General features: G+C 71.2%; 14 protein-coding genes and 1 pseudogene. 10 read left to right on the top strand and 5 right to left on the bottom strand.

The genetic code is table 11. The features are described from left to right. The 4 genes and pseudogenes from ABZW30_RS25795 to ABZW30_RS25810 all read left to right on the top strand — a co-directional run. Nucleotides 1–402: pseudogene (locus ABZW30_RS25795) on the top strand (M23 family peptidase); the annotation flags it as partial. Nucleotides 403–699: 297 nt separating this feature from the next. Continuing rightward, nucleotides 700–1,464, top strand: a complete 765-nt coding sequence (locus ABZW30_RS25800) for a serine/threonine protein kinase (protein ID WP_355673560.1) — start codon at nt 700–702, stop codon at nt 1,462–1,464. 11 nt (nt 1,465–1,475) lie between these two features. Next, on the top strand, nt 1,476–2,843 hold the full coding sequence (locus ABZW30_RS25805) for a serine/threonine-protein kinase (protein WP_355673561.1): 1,368 nt from the start codon (nt 1,476–1,478) through the stop codon (nt 2,841–2,843). Nucleotides 2,844–3,108: 265 nt separating this feature from the next. Next, complete coding sequence (locus ABZW30_RS25810; RefSeq protein ID WP_355673562.1) at nt 3,109–4,179, top strand: BTAD domain-containing putative transcriptional regulator; 1,071 nt, start codon at nt 3,109–3,111, stop codon at nt 4,177–4,179. Nucleotides 4,180–4,219: 40 nt separating this feature from the next. Here ABZW30_RS25810 and ABZW30_RS25815 read toward each other — a convergent pair whose 3' ends face one another. From ABZW30_RS25815 to ABZW30_RS25825, 3 genes are all read right to left on the bottom strand, one after another. Then, entirely contained in the window at nt 4,220–5,305 is a 1,086-nt protein-coding gene (locus tag ABZW30_RS25815; protein WP_355673563.1) for an alpha/beta hydrolase-fold protein, read from the bottom strand. Between the two features lie 39 nt (nt 5,306–5,344). Further along, nucleotides 5,345–7,816 carry a penicillin acylase family protein gene (locus ABZW30_RS25820; protein ID WP_355673564.1) on the bottom strand — a complete coding sequence of 824 codons (2,472 nt, stop codon included), beginning with the start codon at nt 7,814–7,816 and terminating at the stop codon, nt 5,345–5,347. Nucleotides 7,817–7,986: 170 nt separating this feature from the next. Beyond that, on the bottom strand, nt 7,987–8,655 hold the full coding sequence (locus ABZW30_RS25825) for a cutinase family protein (protein ID WP_355673565.1): 669 nt from the start codon (nt 8,653–8,655) through the stop codon (nt 7,987–7,989). A gap of 860 nt (nt 8,656–9,515) precedes the next feature. On the opposite strand from ABZW30_RS25825, the gene ABZW30_RS25830 reads away from it, so the two are divergent. Genes ABZW30_RS25830 through xdhC form a run of 3 tightly spaced genes read left to right on the top strand, consistent with a single transcriptional unit; the run spans nt 9,516 to nt 14,213 of the window. Beyond that, on the top strand, nt 9,516–10,979 hold the full coding sequence (locus tag ABZW30_RS25830; RefSeq protein WP_355673579.1) for an FAD binding domain-containing protein: 1,464 nt from the start codon (nt 9,516–9,518) through the stop codon (nt 10,977–10,979). Beyond that, complete coding sequence (xdhB, locus tag ABZW30_RS25835) at nt 10,976–13,402, top strand: xanthine dehydrogenase molybdopterin binding subunit (protein WP_355673566.1); 2,427 nt, start codon at nt 10,976–10,978, stop codon at nt 13,400–13,402. Before ABZW30_RS25830 ends, xdhB begins: the two co-directional genes overlap by 4 nt. A 1-nt stretch (nt 13,403) precedes the next feature. After that, nucleotides 13,404–14,213: a xanthine dehydrogenase accessory protein XdhC gene (xdhC, locus tag ABZW30_RS25840; RefSeq protein ID WP_355673567.1), complete on the top strand. Its 810-nt coding sequence runs from the start codon at nt 13,404–13,406 to the stop codon at nt 14,211–14,213. A gap of 175 nt (nt 14,214–14,388) precedes the next feature. Here xdhC and ABZW30_RS25845 read toward each other — a convergent pair whose 3' ends face one another. After that, entirely contained in the window at nt 14,389–15,144 is a 756-nt protein-coding gene (locus tag ABZW30_RS25845; RefSeq protein ID WP_355673568.1) for a glycoside hydrolase domain-containing protein, read from the bottom strand. On the opposite strand from ABZW30_RS25845, the gene ABZW30_RS25850 reads away from it, so the two are divergent. The 3 genes from ABZW30_RS25850 to ABZW30_RS25860 all read left to right on the top strand — a co-directional run bounded on the left by ABZW30_RS25850 (nt 15,137) and on the right by ABZW30_RS25860 (nt 18,253). Then, on the top strand, nt 15,137–15,568 hold the full coding sequence (locus tag ABZW30_RS25850; RefSeq protein ID WP_355673569.1) for a hypothetical protein: 432 nt from the start codon (nt 15,137–15,139) through the stop codon (nt 15,566–15,568). The two genes, ABZW30_RS25845 and ABZW30_RS25850, sit on opposite strands and share 8 nt — an antisense overlap. Before the next feature lie 384 nt (nt 15,569–15,952). Beyond that, nucleotides 15,953–16,789, top strand: coding sequence for an alpha/beta hydrolase (locus ABZW30_RS25855; RefSeq protein WP_355673570.1), 837 nt, complete (start codon nt 15,953–15,955; stop codon nt 16,787–16,789). A 540-nt stretch (nt 16,790–17,329) separates the two neighbouring features. Beyond that, complete coding sequence (locus ABZW30_RS25860; RefSeq protein ID WP_355673571.1) at nt 17,330–18,253, top strand: glyoxalase; 924 nt, start codon at nt 17,330–17,332, stop codon at nt 18,251–18,253. Between the two features lie 33 nt (nt 18,254–18,286). Here ABZW30_RS25860 and ABZW30_RS25865 read toward each other — a convergent pair whose 3' ends face one another. Next, complete coding sequence (locus tag ABZW30_RS25865) at nt 18,287–19,333, bottom strand: helix-turn-helix domain-containing protein (protein WP_355673572.1); 1,047 nt, start codon at nt 19,331–19,333, stop codon at nt 18,287–18,289. Nucleotides 19,334–19,463 lie beyond the last annotated feature (130 nt).

Here is a 19,463-nt window from a genome sequence, read left to right on the forward strand (position 1 = left end):
CACAACCAGGACGGCCGCCTCGAAGTCCTCGCCTCCGGCCCGGCCGGCGTCTACCACAAGTACCAGACCAACCCGACCAGTTGGTCCGACTGGGAAGCCACCGGCGGACCCGCCGACTCCCGGCTCAGCAGTGAGCGTTCGCCGGACGGCCGGGTGGAGGCGTTCGCCATCAACGGCAGTACCGCACAGCACATCTGGCAGACCGGCCTCAACGCGCCGTACGGCCAGTGGGACACCTTCGGCGGCGGCGGCACCGAGATCTTCGCCACGGCCAACGCCGACGGCCGGATCGAGGTCTTCGGCGCCGGCAGCGCCGGCGTCTACCACAAGTGGCAGACCGGATTCTCCACCTGGTCCGACTGGGCCTGGCTCAACACCACCGCCGGACCCACCGTCAACTGACTCCACCGGCAGTCCCCTGGAGCACAGCCATGTGCCCGATCGGCAGGCGAGCCTGCTTCGGGCGGCCGGAGCGGGAGCACTCGTGCTCCCGCTCTCGGGCCGCACCGCCACCGCGGCATCCGCCGCTGCGGTCGGTGGCGCCGATGCTCTGACCGCCCGTCCGCCCGCTCCCCCGGTTCCCCGTCAAGTGGCCTGCGCCACCATGCGGTTTATTGTCATGCGCGAAGCGGTAACGTTCGTCCGTCTGACAACGGTCGGCACGCGAAGCGGGAGAGCGGTGCGCGGGACGGAGGAACGGTGAGCGGGATTCTCGTCCACCTGCCGGAGGGGAACGGCGACGACGCGGTGACCTTGCGGCTCGGTCCGGGAGAGCGGGCGCGCTTCGGCCGCGGCTCGGCCGGCACGCCGGTGGAGCTCCGCCTCGGCGACGAGACGGTCTCCCGGCTGGCCGGCGAGATCCACGCGACCGACGACCACTGGCAGTTGAGCAATCTCAGCAACACCCACGCCTACCTGGTGGAGAACCCGGAGGGCGCCGGCGAGTACCTTCGGGTGCCGCCGCGGCGGATCGGCGCGCCGATCCCGTTCGAGTTCTCCCGGGTGGTGCTGGCCTCGCGGCGTGAAACCCCGCTGTCCTTCCAGGTGTTCGCGCCCGACCACGTCTACCTCGACCCGCACGCCCGCGGCGGCTCCTGGGAGAGCCGCACCATGACGGCGTACTCGCTGGACGAGACCGCCACCTACTTCCTGGTCCTGGTCGCGCTCTGCGAACCGTGGCTGCGCGACCTCTCCCCCGCCGCCGTGCCCACCACCCCCCAGGTGGTCGCGCGGCTGCACGGCCATCCCGCCTGCGCCCGACTCACCGCGCGCGCGGTCAGTTCGCACCTCGACTACCTCGCCGACGAGAAGCTCCGCATCGACCTGCCCGACGGCGCGGGCCGCGCGGACCGCCGCAACGGCAAACGCGAGGCCGTCGTCGGACTCGCTCTGAAGTTCGGCATCGTCCGCGAGGAGCACCTCGCACTCCTGCCGCGCCCCGATCTCACCGGGCCCGGACGATAGGGAGGCCGCCGATGGTGCACGACCCGACCTTCTGCGGGGACGGTGAGGAATTGCTGCCGCCCGGTCACCGGATCGGCGGCTGGACCGTCACCGGCCGCATCGGCGAAGGCGGCTGGGCGACCGTCTACGCCGCCCGCCGGGCCGAGGGCGCTGCCGCTTCGGACGGCTCGGACAGCGCAGACGGTATGGACGACACGGTCGCCCTCAAGGTGCTGCCGACCGCCGGACTCGCCCCCCGCCAGGCCCGCCAGGTCGCCGAAGCCGCCCGCCGCGAAGCCGAGTTGGCCCGCACCACCCCGCACCCCCGGCTGGTCCGCCTGATCGACACCCTCGTCCTGGCCGCCCCCGACCACCCCGCGCTCGACGGCGCGATCGTCCTGGTCATGGAACGCGCCCGGTGCACCCTTCGCGACCTGCTCGCCAGCGGCGTCGACGAGGCCCGGGCCGGCCGGATCGTCGCCGGCATCTGCGAGGGCCTGGCCCACCTGCACCGCTCCGGCTGGGTCCACACCGACCTGAAACCCGAGAACGTCCTCATCGGCCGGGACGGCGAGGTCCGCCTCTCCGACTTCGGCCTCGCCATCGAACTCACCGGCACTCACGGCCACTGCGCCCCCATGGGCACCCCCGACTACCTTCCGCCGGAACGCTGGAAGGAACCGCTCGGCGAAAACGGCGTCAAGATCCGCACCACCGCCGACATCTGGGCGCTCGGCATCGTGATCCACGAGGTGTTCGCCGCCGGCTTCCCACCCTTCCCGGGCGCCACCTCCACCGCCCGCAGCGCCGCCGCCCAGCAGTACGCGGAAGGCCGCGCCGCCCTGCGCCTGGCCCCCGCCGTCCCCCCGTTCTGGCGCGCCCTCGCCGCCGACTGCCTCGCCCCCACCCACGCCGCCCGCGCCCCGCACACCGCCGAGAGCCTGCTCGCCCGCATCGACGCCCACCAGACGGGCCACCGCCCACGCCGCCCACGACCGCGGGCCGTCCTGCTCGCCATCGCCACCTGCGCCACAGCCGCCGTCGCCGCCACCGCCACCGCTTTCTGGCCGCACCCCGGCCCACCCGCGCACTCCGCCCGCATCAAGGTCTTCAACGCCGAACGGGGCTGCCAGGGCCGCACCGACCGCGACCCCCAGTGCAGCCTCGGCCTCGCCGTCGACCCCCAGCGTCCCTACACTGCCGAGAACGTCATCCCCACTCGCGTCTGGAACGACGACACCCTCGACGCCGACTGCCAACTCCCCACCGGTCTCCCGATCATCGACGAGGAGGACCACTCCTCCACGCTCTGGTACCGCATCCACCTGCCCGGCCCGGCCACCGGCTGGCTCCCCGCCGTCCGTACCAAGGACCACCCCAGCCTCGTCCACTGCCCCTGACCACCACGGGGAACTCCGGGGTGAACCGGGGTCAGTGGCCGGTCGGGGTGAGGAGGCCGGCGGCCGACGCACTCGCTCGTACGGGTGGGGACCATCATGAGTCCCACCACCGGCAACCAGGTGGTGGCCACACGCGTGCGCCGGTCCGTCGGGAGCCGTCGCGCGCGCTACTCCGGATCGTTCCGGATTCCCCGCCCGGTACTCCCCTTACTACCGTGTCGACGGCCTCCGCCAGCCCGGCCGGCTCAGAGTCCAGGGAGCGACGATGCCGACGACCGCCACCACCAGCCGGCCGAGCGCCGCCGTGCTCGGGCATCAGGAGCGCGAGGTGCTCCAGGCGGTCGGCTGCGGCCTGAGGGACGACGAGATCGCCGCTGCCCTCGCCATCCCCGAGGACGCCGTGGCCGGACACCTCGCGCGGATCCTCGTGAAGCTCGGGCTGCGCGACCGGGCCGCCGCCATCGTCCATGCCTTCGACTGCGGACTCGTCTCCCCTGGCCGCGGCCCCCGCACGCAGGTGGTGAGCCCGGTACTGCGGAGCGCCGTCGGCCGGGCGGCTGGACCGAAGGTGCAGATCTCGGTGCTCGGACCACTGCGGGCATGGCAGGACGGGCGGTCCCTGGACCTGGGACATCTGCGCCAGCAGGCCGTACTGGCGGCGCTGGCGCTGCGCGCGGGGCGGACAATCAGCCAGCAGGAACTGCTCGACGGCGTATGGGGGTTGGAGCCGCCGGTCACGAACGTGGTGCCGGTCCACATCTACCGGCTGCGCAAGACCCTGCGCATCGGGGACAGCCCGGACTCGGTGATCGAACACGACCGGTGTGGCTACCGTCTGGCCGCCGGCGTGGCCGAAGTGGACCTGACCCGCCTGGAGGACCTGGTCACCGAGGCCGGGACGGCCCATCGAGCGGGCGAACCGGCCGAGGCGGTCCGCCTCTGTTCGCAGGCGTTGGACCTGTTCCGTGGGGAGCTCCTGGCCGGCCTGCCCGGCCCGCTCGCCGAGCTTGAGCGGCTGCGACTCGCCGAGCGCAGGATCACCGTCGCGCAGCGGAAGGTGGAATGGCAGCTGCGGCTGGGCCGGTGCTCCGAGGCGATCGCCGAGCTGACCGCCTTGTCCGCGGAGCACCCCCTGAACGAGCCGGTGGCCGCGATGCTGATGCGTGCGCTGTACCGTAGTGGCCGACAGGCCGACGCCTTGGCCGTGTTCGAGCGCGCTCGCCGCCGTCTGGCCGGCGACCTGGGGGTTCCGCCGAGTCGGATGCTGCGGCGGACGTGCCAGATGATCCTGCACGGGGACGAAGCCGGCCTCGGCCTCACCGGGGCCACGCGGTGAGGGGGCTCCACCGCGGCGTACCCGGTGGAGCCCCGAACGGTCAGGACGCGAAGGCCCGTTCCAGCCGGGGGATCAGGTCCCGGAGGTCCTGTTCCCAGCAGCCGCCGCTGTGGCCGCCGTTGCACTGGGTGCCCCAGGCGGAGCCGTCTCCGTAGTCGACGTAGTAGTAGGGCATGCCCAGGGCGTCCATGCGGTCCTTGACGTGTTTGGAGGCGCCTTCGAGCCAGAACTCCAGATCGGTGGGCACGCCGCGTCCGTTGCCCACGTAGATGGAGACCCCGACGCCGGAGAGCTTGTCCATGTGCTGGGACGGGTCGGCCTGGTTCCACCGCCAGTCCGCGTTGAACACCGGGTAGGGCGTACCGAACAGGGCGTCGCTGTCCACGCCCGGCTTGTAGGGGTCGTTCGCCGGGTCGCAGAATCCGGACGACGAGCCGCAGATCGCGCCCTGGCCGTCGATGAGGGAAGCGACGACGGCCAGTCGCAGGTCCATGGAGTCGACCGACAGGTCGATGTCTCCGGACAGGGACGCGGTCTGGCTGAACAGTTCGGGGTGGTCCTGGGCGTAGTGGAGGGCTCCGAACCCTCCCATGGAGACGCCCGCGACGGCCCTGGCCTTCTTGGTGGCGATGGTCCGCAGGTTCGCGTCGATGAACGGGATCACCTGCTTGAGGTGGAAGTTCTCCCAGTTCTGGGCGCCGAGCTGGGTGTTCTGGTTGAGCCAGTTGGCGTACCAGCCCCGCGCGCCGCCGTCCGGGATGACGGTGATCATCGCGTTCGAGGTGGTCAGCGCCGGATAGTTCTGCTGGACCGGGTCGTCGGGCGAACCGTGCAGGAAGTACAGCACCGGGTAGCGCCTGGCTGGGTCGTCGTAGTAGCCGCTCGGCAGGATGATCTTGATGTGGTGCTTGCCCGTGACCTCGGGCGTGGTCACGGTGAGGTAGAAGTTGGTGGAGCCGCCCACGGACGTGTCGACCTGGGTCAGGCCGAACCCGTCCGTCATCCGCGGCGGCGCCCCGGTGCCGGCGGCCTGGGCCGGAACGGCCGTCGTGGCCGTCGCCACGATCCCGACGACGGCGGCCAGCAGGGCCACCACTGTTCGCCAGCGGTTCAGTGTCCTCGTCATGGTGTTCCCCCTCGTGGGTGTCGTCGTGTGCGCGCGGCCTCAGTCAAGGACCTTGACCTCCAGGGCCGGTGAGGCCGCGATCTGGTCCTCGGTGTAACGTTCCGTCACCCACTGGCCCGCCGAGAACAGCCGGGTCTGGTCGGCGTAGTGCGGCGAGTTCGGGTTGGCCGACTGGGAGTAGGCCAGCACCGAGGAGGACTGCGGCGGGCCGTCGGCGGTGAACCGCGTCTCCTGGATGAAGCTGGAGCCGAAGGTGATGTCGAACTTGCCGTCGACCAGGCCGGGCGTGACCACGTTCAGCACGCCCAGCTCGTGGAGCGAGCCGTGGATCGGAATCTGCTCGCCGTTGCGGGTGACCTTCTGGACGTCCGACAGCCGCGCGTTCAGCGGGATGCCCGCGTTGCGCAGCGCGAGGACGGCCCGGGCAAGCGAGTTGCGGACGTTGTCGTTCCCGGCGTCCAGCGAATTGGGCGTGTGCACCGGGTCCTTGGGGTCGAAGGGGACCCGCCACGGCAGCTTCTCGACCGCCTGCCCGCCGGTCAGGTTGAACCAGAAGTTCTCGAACAACCAGGAACCCCGGCTGTCCGAGGTGTACTTGTGGTTCCAGGCGGCCAGGATCGGACACGCCTCACTGATGTTGACCAGGTTGCCGTCCACCAGGACGAGCCCGAACGGCGCGCCCTGGCAGGCGCTCACCGTGGCGTTGAGTGCCAGGTCGGCCGCCCTGCTGTTGTCGGCGAACAGCAACTGCTGCATGTTCTCCGGCGTGAAACCCCTGCCCGGCAGGCCGTCGGTGCCGTTGATCCGGTTCTGCGCGGTCAGGATCAGCTCCTGGGTGCGCAGCGAGCGGGCCGTCCCCGTGTCGCCCATCACCCTCGGGAAGGCCAGCGGCTGCTCGGGGTTGGCCAGCCAGGCACTGTCGTTGGCGTTGCCCACGAAGTCGGAGCGGATCAGGCGTGGCTGCTTGTGCGGGTCCAGCAGTCCCGGCGCGACCGCGTTCGGGTCGTCGGGCCAGTCGCACTCACTGCGCTTGCCGTCGAAGATGGAGACGGGCGGCACGTTGGGCAGCCGCAGCGACTGGTTGAACAGCAGCTGGCCGGTCAGGGTGAGGCAGGACCGCGCGTGCGCGTCGGTGATGTTCGGGGTGGCCTGGATGTCCGCGTACAGGGCGTTGCCCTTGCGGTCGGAGGCGACGGTGTTGAAGAACGGGACGCCCTCCGTGGTCTCCAGGGTGTTCACCACGTCGTTGACGTCCTTGGCCTGGTCGAGGTGGAACCAGGTGTTCAACGCCCGCAGGTTGCCCATGTTCGCGTCGCGCACCGCGTGCGCGCTCACCACCCAGGGCAGCGCGACGCCCTGCATCGACGCGGTGATCGGGCCGTAGCGGGTGGACCACAGCGTCCTGGTGACCCTGGCGACGGAGCCGTCCGCGTTCAGCACGTCGACCCCGACCTGCTGCGAGGTCATCGGCTGCCAGGTGCCGTCCACCAGGTAGTTGGTCGGGTGCAGCGGGTCCACCTGCACGTCGAACAGCCCGAACGGGGCCACCGTGGCGACGGTGTGACTCCAGGCGACGTCGTCGTTGTGCCCGATGTTCACCGCGGGCAGGCCGAGCAGGCTGCCCCCGGAGACGTTGATCCTTCCAGGGATGGTCAACTGGCTCTGCCACATCCGGTTCTTGCCCTGCCAGGGGAAGTGCGGGTTGGCCAGCAGCATGCTGGTACCCCCGGACACCCCCTGGGCACCGACCGCCAGGGCGTTGCTGCCCATGCTCTGCCGGCGGCTGACGGCCATCGCGTCGCGGATCTTCGACGCGGTCTCCTCGGCGGAGACCGCCGGCGGCGCGGCGGCTGCCGCCCCCGGGGGCACGGCGTTCACCTCACCGTCCAGCAGCGGATCGGCGACGCCCATGATGATCTCGGCGTGCGCGTGCCGGTAGACGTCCAGCTCCGTGATCGGCCGCACCCAGGCCGCACCGCGGCAGGCCGGGTCGGAGATGTTGTTCACGCCGGTCTCGGCCAGGTACCTGTTGTACCCCTGGACGTAGCCGCGGATGCCCTCCCTGACCTCCGGCTCCGGACCGTTGGGGGCGGGCTGGTCGATCGCCCGCTCCACCACCCGGTTGTCGTTGATCCGCTGGAAGTACAGGTCACTGTTGAGATTGGTGGTGGTGTTCTGGTGCTCGCCGGGGCTCGTCCTGCCATCGGCCCCCAGATAACGGGACCGCTGGGCATCGACCATCAGATAGGTGTCGGCCAGGGTGCAGATGTTGTCCTTGGCCGCGGCGTATCCGTAGCCCTCCCCCAGGCCCTCCCAGTTCGAGGCGATGATGTGCGGAATCCCGTACTCGGTGTAGCGGATCGTCGGCTTGTCCGGCCCCGCTCCAACGGTCGCCGCCCCGGCGGTCGTTGACCGGCTAGCCGGTGCCCCGGCGGCCGCCGTCGTACTCACCAACGCCACTGCGGCCATGACCGCGATCGGCAGCCTCGCGGTGAATCTCCTCCGTGCCATCGAGCCGTCCTTCCCCTGCGGTACGGGCGTTTGACTGAACACGGCCATATTGGGGAGGGGTGATGACATCCCGATGAAGAGGCCGCACCCCCTGTCGGTGGCCGGACGTTCCCGGCCGCTGACAGGGGGTGGAGGAACTCGGCCACGGACGCGGGCTGCGCGTACCGTGGTTACCGGGGGTACCAGGCGCCGTTGTACCACTGCTCGTTGGCGCTGTCGTTGTGGTGATCCATGTTGAAGTCTTCGGGGTAGTTGTTCATGTGGTTGGCCGGGTAGGTCCAGATACCGGCGGACTCGTCGCAGACGTAGTCCCAGTGACAGATCGTCTTGACGGGCACATTGCCGAAGTCGCTGTCGGCACCGGCGAGCGGCGGGCCGATCAGGCCGCCGAACGGCACGGCTCCGCCGTTGGCACCGGGAGGGCCTTGACGTTTGGGGTCCGCGACGAGGATGGCGTTGACGTTGTCGAACGTCCGCCAGTTCTCGCTGACCCAGACGTGCACCACCCCGGCACCCAAGGAGTACCCGGCCATCTTGACGTGCTGGCCCGGGCACGCGGCGCGCTGGTCGCGGACCAGCCGGTTCAGCTCGTTGACGCCCGCCCGCGTGCTCGCGCCGTTGGGGATCTGGGTGGGGTACCCGACGTGCTGCTGGATGTTGCCGGTGAAGTTGTCGTGGTCCCACGAGCTGCCGGTGCCCCCGACAACGATCGTGTAGGTGCCCTCGCAGGGAGCGGCCACTCGCGCCGTGGCCCCCTGGGCCGTGGCCCCCTGGGCCGCCGTAAGCCCGGCCGTCAGCAGAAGCCCGGCTGACGCGGCCACAATCCTTCGTGCTCGCATTCGATCCTCCACACACAGTCGGCCCACACGCCCGCCCTCCGATGCGGTACGCGGTCGGCCGAGGTCACCGGACGACAGTGGCAGCGGCCGATGACATCCCGATGAAGCCACCGTCCAGACCGGCCACCGAGCTCACGGCAGCCGGAATGAGCGCCCGCCCACTGGTCGACCCCGGGCGACGGTGCCTCTCAGCCCAGGCCCACTCACGCCGGCCGACAGGGCCTGCCCCCCGACAACGGCCAGGAACCTCGCCCGCCAGGCCCAGGACCTGATCCACCAGGCCGACCGGCTCGCCTGCGGCTGACCGCGGCCCCACGCCGACGGCCGCGGACGGCGGGCCCGGGGGCTCTGCGCTCCGGGCCCGTCGCCGTGCATCGATCCGGCCTGCCGCCCTCGGCCGGTTCCCTGCGGGACTCGACCCGGCTGTGGGAAAGCGTCATCTCCACGCCCCGTCCGGATCTCCTTTCGACCGAGGTCAGCCTCTTGACCTCGGTGGCCCGAGCCACTACTTTGCGGTAGACGCCGACCCGTAGCTACCGAAAGGAGGCGACCAGCAGATGTACACCGACTCTGATCTGGGTCGCCTCGCCCGACGCACGGTCTGGGTTCCGGGTCGAATCGCGCACGGCTGCTGAGCAACGCCGTTCTGATGTGCCCGTCCGTGGCACATTCCGGGTTTCCCGTCACCACCTCCCGGCAGTCACCGTTGCCTGCCGTTTCCCGTCACCACCTCCCGGCAGTCAGTGTCGCCTGTCGTTTTGCGCCCGCTCCTCTCACGTGGCGCGTCTGAACACAGAAAGCTGCCTGAAATTGGCGAACATGAACTATCGACCCATCACGCACCGAAACGAAGGCCTGTCATGGTAGCGGCGCGGATCACGGTCAACGGGAGAGAAACTCCGATTTCACCGGCTGCGCCCCACACCACCGTGCTGGATTTCCTGCGCGAGCGTGGCCTCACCGGCACCAAGGAGGGCTGCGCCGAGGGCGAATGCGGCGCCTGCTCGGTCCTGGTGGCCCGTCCCGGGGTGCACAAGCCCACCGACTGGGTGGCGGTCAACGCCTGCCTGGTCCCCGTCGCGGCGCTCGACGGTCAGGAGATCGTCACCGCCGAAGGTCTCGCCACCCCCGGCGGACCCGGCATGCCGCCCACCCTGCACCCGGTGCAGGAGGAGATGGCGGTCCGCGGCGGCTCCCAATGCGGTTACTGCACGCCGGGATTCATCTGCAGCATGGCCGCCGAGTACTACCGACCAGACCGCTGCGCGCACGCGGACGCGGCCGACAGCACCGACGCCGAGCACGGTCCGAACGGTTTCGATCTGCACGCCCTGAGCGGAAACCTGTGCCGCTGCACCGGCTATCGCCCGATCCGCGATGCCGCGTTCGCCGTCGGTGCGCCCACCGATGAGGACCCGCTGACGCAGCGTCGAGAGCAGTCTCCGCCCACACCGGTTGCCACCGAATACACCCAGGACGGCACCGCGTTCCTACGGAAGAGCACCCTGGCCGAAACGCTGCAGTTGCTGCGGGAGCGGCCCGACGCGGTGGTGGTCGCCGGCTCCACCGACTGGGGCGTGGAGGTGAACATCCGTTCCCGCCGGGCGGATTGCGTGGTCTCCATCGACCGGCTCTCCGAACTGCGGGAGCTGCGGGCCGGATCCGACCACCTCGAGATCGGGGCGGCGCTGACGCTCACCGAGATCGAACGCCGCCTCGACGGCGGCGTCCCGCTGCTGGCGGAACTGTTCCCGCAGTTCGCATCCCGGCTCATCCGCAACGGTGCGACCCTCGGCGGCAACCTGGGTACCGGTTCCCCCATCGGTGACAGCCCGCCGGTGCTGCTCGCACTGGAGGCATCGGTGGTGCTCGCCGACGCCGACGGTGAGCGCGAGGTCCCGCTGGCGGACTACTTCACCGGCTACCGGCAGAGCGTGCGCCGTCCCGGCGAGCTGATCCGCACGGTGCGCATCCCGCTGCCGCTCTCGCCGGTCACGGCATTCCACAAGGTCGCCAAGCGGCGCTTCGACGACATCTCCAGCGTGGCAGTCGCTTTCGCCCTCGACATCGAGGACGGGATCGTCCGCAAGGCACGCATCGGCCTGGGCGGCGTGGCCGCCACCCCGATCCGCGCCCTCGCCACCGAGGCGGCCCTGGAGGGAAAGCCGTGGGCGGCGGGGACCGCCGAGGCCGCGGCCCGGGTGCTGCAGGCCGAAGGCACGCCGATGAACGATCATCGCGCCAGCGCCGACTACCGCTCCGCGATGCTCGGCCAGAGCCTGCTGAAACTGTACGCGCAGACCACCGAGGCGGTGTCGTCGTGAGCCAGTTGTCCGAGCGCCCCGAGAAGCCCGTCGTCGGCCTCTCGATGCCGCACGAGAGTGCCGTCCTGCACGTCACCGGCACCGCGCTCTACACCGACGACCTGATCCATCGCACCAGGGGCGTGCTGCACGCCTACCCGGTCCAGGTCATGAAGGCCCACGGCAGGATCACCGCGCTGCGCACCGAGCCCGCGCTCGCCGTGCCCGGTGTGGTCCGCGTGCTGACCGGTGCCGACGTGCCCGGCGTCAACGACGCCGGGATGAAGCACGACGAACCGCTGTTCCCCGACACGGTCATGTTCTACGGCCACGCCGTCGCCTGGGTGCTCGCCGAGACCCTGGAGGCAGCCCGGCTGGGTGCGGCGGCCGTCGAGGTGGACCTCGACGAACAGCCCTCCCTGATCACGCTTCAGGAGGCGATCGCGGCCGGCAGTTTCCACGGCGCTCGGCCCGTGATGCTGACCGGCGACGTCGACGCCGGCTTCGCCGACTCCGCGCACGTGTTCACCGGCGAGTTCCAGTTCTCCGACCAGGAGCACTTCTACCTCGAAACGCACGCGGCGCTGGCCTACATCGACGAGGCCGAGCAGGTGTTCGTCCAGAGCAGCACCCAGCATCCTTCGGAGACCCAGGAAATCGTCGCGCACGTGCTCGGCCTGCACAGCCACGAGGTGACCGTGCAGTGCCTGCGGATGGGTGGCGGCTTCGGCGGCAAGGAGATGCAGCCGCACGGGTTCGCGGCCGTCGCCGCGCTCGGCGCCAAGCTGACCGGCCGTCCGGTTCGGGTGCGGCTCAACCGGACTCAGGACCTGACCATGTCCGGTAAGCGGCACGGGTTCCACGCCGAGTGGAAGATCGGCTTCGACGCCGATGGCCGCATCCAGGCCCTGGACGCCACCCTGACCGCGGACGGTGGCTGGAGCCTGGATCTGTCCGAACCGGTGGTGGCCCGCGCGCTGTGCCACATCGACAACACCTACTGGATTCCCAACGCACGCATCGCCGGTCGGGTCGCCAGGACCAACAAGGTCTCCAACACCGCCTTCCGCGGCTTCGGCGGACCGCAGGGCATGCTGGTGATCGAGGACATCATGGGCCGCTGCGCGCCGCTGCTGGGCCTGGATCCGATGGAGTTGCGGGAGCGCAACTTCTACCGGCAGGGTCAGACGACGCCGTACGGACAGCCGCTCGTTCAGCCCGAACGGATCTCCGCCGTCTGGCGCCAGGTTCAGGACAACGCCGGCATCACCGATCGCAAGCGCGAGATCGCCGCCTTCAATGCCGCGCACCCGAACACCAAGCGGGCACTTGCGGTCACCGGCCTCAAGTTCGGAATCTCGTTCAACCTCACCGCCTTCAACCAGGGCGGCGCGCTGGTGCTGATCTACAAGGACGGCTCGGTCCTGATCAACCACGGCGGCACCGAGATGGGCCAGGGCCTGCACACCAAGATGCTGCAAGTGGCCGCGACCACGCTGGGTATCCCGCTGCGGAAGGTGCGGCTGGCCCCGACGCGAACCGACAAGGTGCCCAACACCTCTGCCACCGCCGCCAGTGCCGGGGCGGATCTCAACGGAGCGGCGGTGAAGAACGCCTGCGAGCAGTTGCGCGAGCGGCTGCTGCAGGTGGCTGCCACCCAGCTGGGTTCGTACGCCTCGGACGTGCGCATCGTCGAGGGCGTCGCGCGTAGCCTGGGCAGTGACGAGGAGCTGGCCTGGGACGACCTGGTGCGCAGCGCGTACTTCCAGCGCGTTCAGTTGTCGGCGGCCGGTTTCTACCGGACCGAGGGGCTGCACTGGGATGCGAAGACGTTCAGGGGCTCGCCGTTCAAGTACTTCGCCCATGGCGCCGCCGCAGCCGAGGTGGAGGTGGACGGCTTCACCGGCGCGTACCGCATCCGGCGGGTGGACATCGTGCACGATGTCGGCGACAGCCTGTCCCCGATGATCGACATCGGTCAGGTCGAGGGTGGTTTCGTGCAGGGCGCGGGTTGGCTGACACTCGAGGACCTTCGCTGGGACGCCGGTGACGGGCCGAACCGCGGCCGGCTGCTGACCCAGGCCGCGAGCACCTACAAACTGCCGAGCTTTTCGGAGATGCCGGAGGAGTTCAACGTCACGCTTCTGGAGAACGCCGGCGAAGAGGGCGCGGTGTACGGCTCCAAGGCGGTGGGTGAGCCTCCGCTGATGCTGGCGTTCTCGGTGCGAGAGGCGTTGCGGCAGGCCGCAGCCGCGTTCGGGCCGAGCGGGGTCAGCGTCGAGTTGGCCTCGCCCGCAACGCCGGAGGCGGTGTACTGGGCGATCCAGGCGGCTCGCCGGGGCGACGTCTCCGGGAGCGGTCACGCCCGCAACGGGTCCGCCACCAACGGGCACGCCACCAACGGCGCGATCCGGACCGACGCAAGCGCGCTGTACGGTGCCTGACATGACGTGGGTCGCCGCGGTCGCACGGTTGCGAGCGCTCCGGGAGTCCGGCGTGCTCGTGACCGTCGCGACCGTGCGCGGCCATGCCCCGCGCGAGGCCGGCGCGAAACTCGTTGTGGGGCGGATCAAGACGTGGGGCTCGATCGGTGGCGGCAATGTCGAGGCCGTCGCGATCGATCGGGCCCGGGAGATGATCGCCGCGTCCACGACGGAGCCGGAACTGATCGATTTCACCCTCAACGACAAAGTGACCAACCAGCACGGCGTGCAGTGCTGCGGCGGCACGGTCTCGGTGCTGCTCGAACCGCTGCCGGTGGTACGGGCGGTGGCGATCTTCGGCGTCGGGCACGTCGGGCTGGAACTGGCGCGCATCCTGGCACGTCAGGACCTCGACCTCCATCTGATCGACACCCGCGCCGGCACCCTCACCCGGGAGCGGCTCGACGTGCTGGCGGACGCGGTGGCGCAGGTGCACGTGCATCACACGCCGCTGCTGCCCGAGGAGGTGCTGGCGGAGTTGCCGCGCGGCACCCACATCCTGATCATGACCCATGATCACGCCGAGGACGCCGCTCTGTGCGACGCCGCCTTGCGCACGACCCACCTCGGCTCCATCGGGCTGATCGGGTCGGCGGCCAAGTGGGTGCGGTTCCGCAAACGCCTCGCCACCGAGGGCGGTCACGACGAGGCCACCATTGATCGGATCAAGACCCCGATCGGGCTGGCCGACATCACCGGCAAGGCACCCGCGACCATTGCCGTGAGCGTCGCCGCCGATCTGCTGCGCACCTTCGAAACCGAGGGCAACTGACGCTCCGACCGGATCGACGGGGACGCCCCGCGCTCGTGCGAACGCACCTGACCGGAGTCGATCACGGACCACACCCGACTCGGCCTGCTCGGCGGGCAAAGGACGCCGGGGCCCTATGGGGTTTCCGGAGAGCGCGGGGCCACCACTGGTTACTGCCCGGGGTGGGCCGGGAGCATCAGCCGATCACCGCGACCGGTCCGTTCCAGGCGTCGTGGTCGACGGTGAGGGATACGCCTCCGTAGCTCTCCTGCTGATCGACCGCGTACTGGTGGCCCCGCCAGGGGCCGCTCCACTGGCCGGCGGGGTAGGGAAAGCCGCTGCTGGTGTCAGCCGTGCCGTCGTACTGGGCGTACCACAGTGCGTCCGGCAGGCCGGTCGCACCGGACGATGCCGCTTGGCTCATGGCCAGGGCGCTGGACTTGCCGAAGCCGTAGAAGCCCGCCCAGTAGCCGTGGGCGTGCAGGGCCGCGTCCCAGGCCTGGACGTACGTCAGCACCGCGCCGCTGCACGCGCGGTCGGAGGCGTCGTAGGCCTCCATGTCGAGGTAGATGGCGCTGCCCGTGCCCATGCCGAGGCCGGCGGCGTGGGCGACTGCGTCAGCGCCGTCGGAGGAGCCGAGGGAGGCCGCGTTGGCGGCGGTGATCCGCTCCGGGTTGCCGGAGGTCTGGCAGGGCGGCTGCGCGCCCACGTAGAGCGGGATCATCTGCCATCCAGCGGCGCGCACGGTGTGCACCCACGAGGACGTCAGGTTCGGCTGCGAGCAGCCCCGGTTCTGGCCTCCGATGTAGACCGCGGCCGCGCCGTAGGGCGACTGGCCGTGCCACGCCTGCATCGCGGCCGAGGACGGTGCGGTGCAGGTGTCGAACGCCTTGCCGGTGAAGACGGCCGGTCCGCGCGCGGGCGCGGGCGCAGGCGCGGGGGCATTGTTCACCGGGGCCGCTCCCTGGCCGGCGGCGGCCGATGCGGGAAGGGACGCGCTCGAAGACGCCTGGTGCGACGACGATGCGGACGCCGAGGCCGACGCGGACACGGACTTGAACGGTGGGGCCGTGGCGGACGGCGAGCCCGAACCGGACGGCGAGGCGGAGGCACTGGGGCTCGCACCGGCGCTCGTCGTGTCCGCGGTCGGCAGGCCGGTGGTGGTGTCGGCCGAAGCCCCGTCACCGGGGGCCGAGTGTGCCACAGCGCTGCCGCTCGGGGAGGAGCTCCCGACCAGCCCGGTGGTGACGAGCGTTGTCGCGCCCGCGGCCAGGAGCACGCAGGCGGCGCTCAGCGCGATGGCCCGGTTGTTGCTGCGCTGTCGCGGCCGGGCGCGGGTGGTGGTGGTGCTGGATCTGTGCTGGTCGGACACGTAACGTCCCTGGTAGGCGGTTTGGCGAAGAGAGCCACTTGATCGGCATATGGTGCCAGAGCATCCTCCGGGCTCCACCACCACCCTCACTGCTGGGGGGACGCGTAGTCAGTACGGGCTGAGCGGCGAACTGGTGAGCCGTCACAGCGGTGTCGCTGGATGAGGTCCTGCCGGGTGGTGCAGCAGCGATCTCGGAGTAATGCCTGGTCAACCGAGGGGTACGGAGGCGGTGGTGTGAGGGGCGCGGGGCTGCCCGCCGGGGTGTGGGCCGGATCCCGGCGCTCTCGGACGACACGCGGTACCCGCGCAGGCAACCGTCCGCACACGTCCGGTCCTAGCGTGTGGTCCACACCAGCCATGCGCTGCCCCAGAGGAAGAGGCCAGAGCCATGCCGTTCATCACCGTCGGCCAGGAGAACTCCGCCCCCGTCGAGCTCTACTACGAGGACCACGGCTCCGGGCAGCCGGTCGTCCTCATCCACGGGTTCCCGTTGGACGGGCACTCCTGGGAGCGGCAGGCCGACGCGCTGCTCGACGCCGGTTACCGGGTGATCACCTACGACCGCCGCGGCTTCGGTCAGTCCTCCCAGCCGACCACCGGCTACGACTACGACACCTTCGCCGCCGACCTCAAGACCGTGCTGGAAACCCTCGACGTCCGGGACGCCGTGCTGGTCGGCTTCTCGATGGGCACCGGGGAGGTCGCCCGCTACGTCGCGACGTACGGCTCCGCCCGCGTCGCCAAGGTCGTCTTCCTCGCCTCCCTGGAGCCCTGCCTGCTCAAGACCGACGACAACCCGGACGGGGCCGCCCCGAAGGAGTTCTTCGACGGCATCGTCGCGGCGGTGAAGGCCGACCGCTACGCCTACTACAGCGACTTCTTCCGGGACTTCTACAACCTCGACGAGAACCTCGGGACCAGGATCAGCGAGGAGGCCGTCCGCAACAGCTGGAACGTCGCGGCGGGCGGCGGCTCCTACGCCGCCGCCGCCGCGCCGTCCACCTGGTACACCGACTTCCGGGCCGACATCCCGCGCATCGACGTGCCGGCCCTGATCCTGCACGGGACGGGCGACCGCATCCTGCCGGTCGACAACACCGGACGGCACTTCCACCGGGCGCTGCCCTCCGCCGAGTACGTGGAGATCGAGGGCGCGCCGCACGGCCTGCTGTGGACCCATGCCGAGGAGGTGAACTCGGCGCTGCTGGCCTTCCTCGCGAAGTAGCCGAAACGGCGGCTCGACCGCCCCGGACCTTCCGCCCGTTCCGTCCGATCGTCCGGGACACGCCCGTTCCATTTTCCGTTTACCGGCCAAGTCGCATTCCTGGGACGGTAGTTGTCATTCCGTCAGGCCGATTCGCGCTGCGCGCAGCCGTCGTTGACCACCCGTGCACGATCCCCGCACCGGCCGGCTGGTGCGCTCCGGGGCCGGAGGCGGTGCGCTGTGGGCTAATTCCGTCACCCGACGACGACTTAACGTTCCGTCAGGTGTTCGAGCGGATCGGCCCCCGGACCGGGTGACCGCGCCGGCGATGCTGCTCGGCGGCCTCGCGGGCAGGGCGCTGATCCTGCACGGGCGGCCCGCCACCGCCCTCGGCCTCGCCACGCTGCTGCTCCCGACCACCGCGCCGACCGCCCGCCGGGCCTCGACCCCGACGCCCACCAGGCCCCGCCGACACCCTGAGCGGCACCCACGACGACCAGGCGCCCCGGTATCCCCGCACAGGCGGAGGCCGGGGCGCGCACCACGACCAGGAGGTCCCCCTTGAAACGACGCTTCGCCCGCCGCGCGGTCCCGCTGGTGGTGGCGATCGCGGCGCTGACCGCGATCCCCACCGCCTCGGCGACCCAGAGCACCCCGACCAGGCAGCCCGGCACGCACCGGCAGTTCGCGGTCGGCCCGCAGTACGACTCCACCCACGTCTACGTCGCACCGGGCACCGAGCAGGAGTTCGTCGCCAGTTGGGTGGCCACCTTCGGCGGGACGACGATCGGTCCGAACGCCACCCAGGTGACGCCCACGCCCAGCCGGACGCTCTCCGAGCTGGTGCTCTCCCCGGTGGGCACGCTGTCCGTGTTCGACTACACCACGCCCGCGCCCTACCCGTTCGGCACCGAGCGCACCGGCTGGCTGGTGACCGACCTCGACCGGGCGGTCCGGGCCGCCCGGGCCGACGGCGCGGCCGTGACCGTGGCACCGTTCGCCGATCCGATCGGCCGGGACGCCGTCGTGCAGTTCCCCGGCGGGATCAGCGCCCAGCTCTACGTGCACACCACCCCGCCGTCCTACCCCGACCTGGCGAGCGTGCCGGAGAACCGGCTCTACCTGTCGCCGGACGCGGTCGATGCCTTCCTGCGCAGCTACCTGTCCTTCGCCCAGGGCCGGATCGTCTCCGACGACCGGCGGGCCGACGGCGCCTCGATCGGGCTGCCCGGGACGACGTACCGGCTGCTGCGCCTCACCTCCGGCTTCGGCACCACGACGGTCACCGTGACGGACGGCCACCTGCCGCACCCGTTCGGCCGGGAGCTCACCGGCTACGGAGTGCCCGATCTCGGCGCGACCCTGGACCGGGCGAAGGCCGCCGGCGCGTCGGTGCTGTGGGGGCCGGTCACGGTGGGCAGCCGGGCGAGCGCGATGGTGCGGTTCCCGGGCGGCTACATCGCGGAGCTCCACACCGACCGGTGATCGACGACCGGTGCCCGGTGACCGCCACCGGGCTCACACCGCGACGCCGTACCCCGTCGGCCGGTCGACCCGCCCCGGCCGGTCGACCGGCAACGGCGGGTCGACCGGCAACGGCGGCTGCGCGGGGCCCGCCCCCGCGCAGGCCTGCCACTCGCGCGGGGAGACCCCGTAGGCGGCCCGGAAGGCCCGGCTGAAGTGACTGGCGCTCACGAAGCCCCAACGCCCGGCGACCGCGGCCACGGTCGCCCGGCCCGCCGTCGGGCGGGCGAGGTCGCGGCGGCACATGTCCAGCCGCTGGCGATGTATCCAACGGGCCACCGTCACTCCCTCGAAGCGGAAGAGCTTGTGCAGGTACCGCACCGAAACGTGGTGGGCCGCGGCGATCCCCTCGGGCGAGAGGTCCGGATCCCCCAGGTGGCGCAGGATGTGGTCCTTCACCCGGGCCAGGGTGGCCAGGGCCACCTCGGATGCCTCCGGGACCGACCGGCCGCGCCGCTCGTGGGCGAGCACCGCAAGCAGGTCGAGCGCCGTGGTGGCGAGCCAGGCGGCGACGTGCGGCTCCATCGAGCCGGCCGACCGGGACAGGCACTCCAGGTAGGCGGCGACCAGGCGGGCGGTGTCGTCACCCGTGCCGAAGGCCGTCGCGGTGAGCACCCGCAGGTCCTCCTCGGACACTCCCACGGCCGAGCGCGGCCAGTGGAACGCCGTGAAGACGAAGGGCCCCGGCAGTTCCTTGGCAAACGGTCGTCCGGCGTCGGAGATCGCGAAAGTGCCCGGGCGCAGCTCCACCTGGTGGCCGTCCTGGACGAGCCGGGCCGTACCGCGGTGCTGGAGCGCCAGCGTGAGGTGGTCCTCCCCGCTGCGGGCGATCAAGGCCGCGCTGCGCTCGACCCGTTGGGGGCCGGCCTGGACCAGGGAGACCTGCAGGGCGCCCAGGCGGTGGCTGGTGATCGTCGCGGGGTCGGGCGCGGCTTCCAGCAGGGCCACGTCCAGCGGGATGAAGGTGTGGGAGACGGCCTCGTGCCAGTACTCGGCGCGGTCGGCGGACGGAACCTCGGCGGTGTCGAGGACGACGGACACAGGTGCTCCTCAAAGTGCGGTCGACCGGACCGGCCGGTCCGGCCGGGGCGGGCCGTGCGGCCGGGGCGGCCGGTGCGGCCGGGCCGGGGGGGCCGGCCCGGGCGGCGCCCCGGGGGGGGGCGGGCCGGCC

The sequence above is a fragment of the Kitasatospora sp. NPDC004669 genome (genome assembly GCF_040609455.1).
GTDB lineage: Bacteria > Actinomycetota > Actinomycetes > Streptomycetales > Streptomycetaceae > Kitasatospora.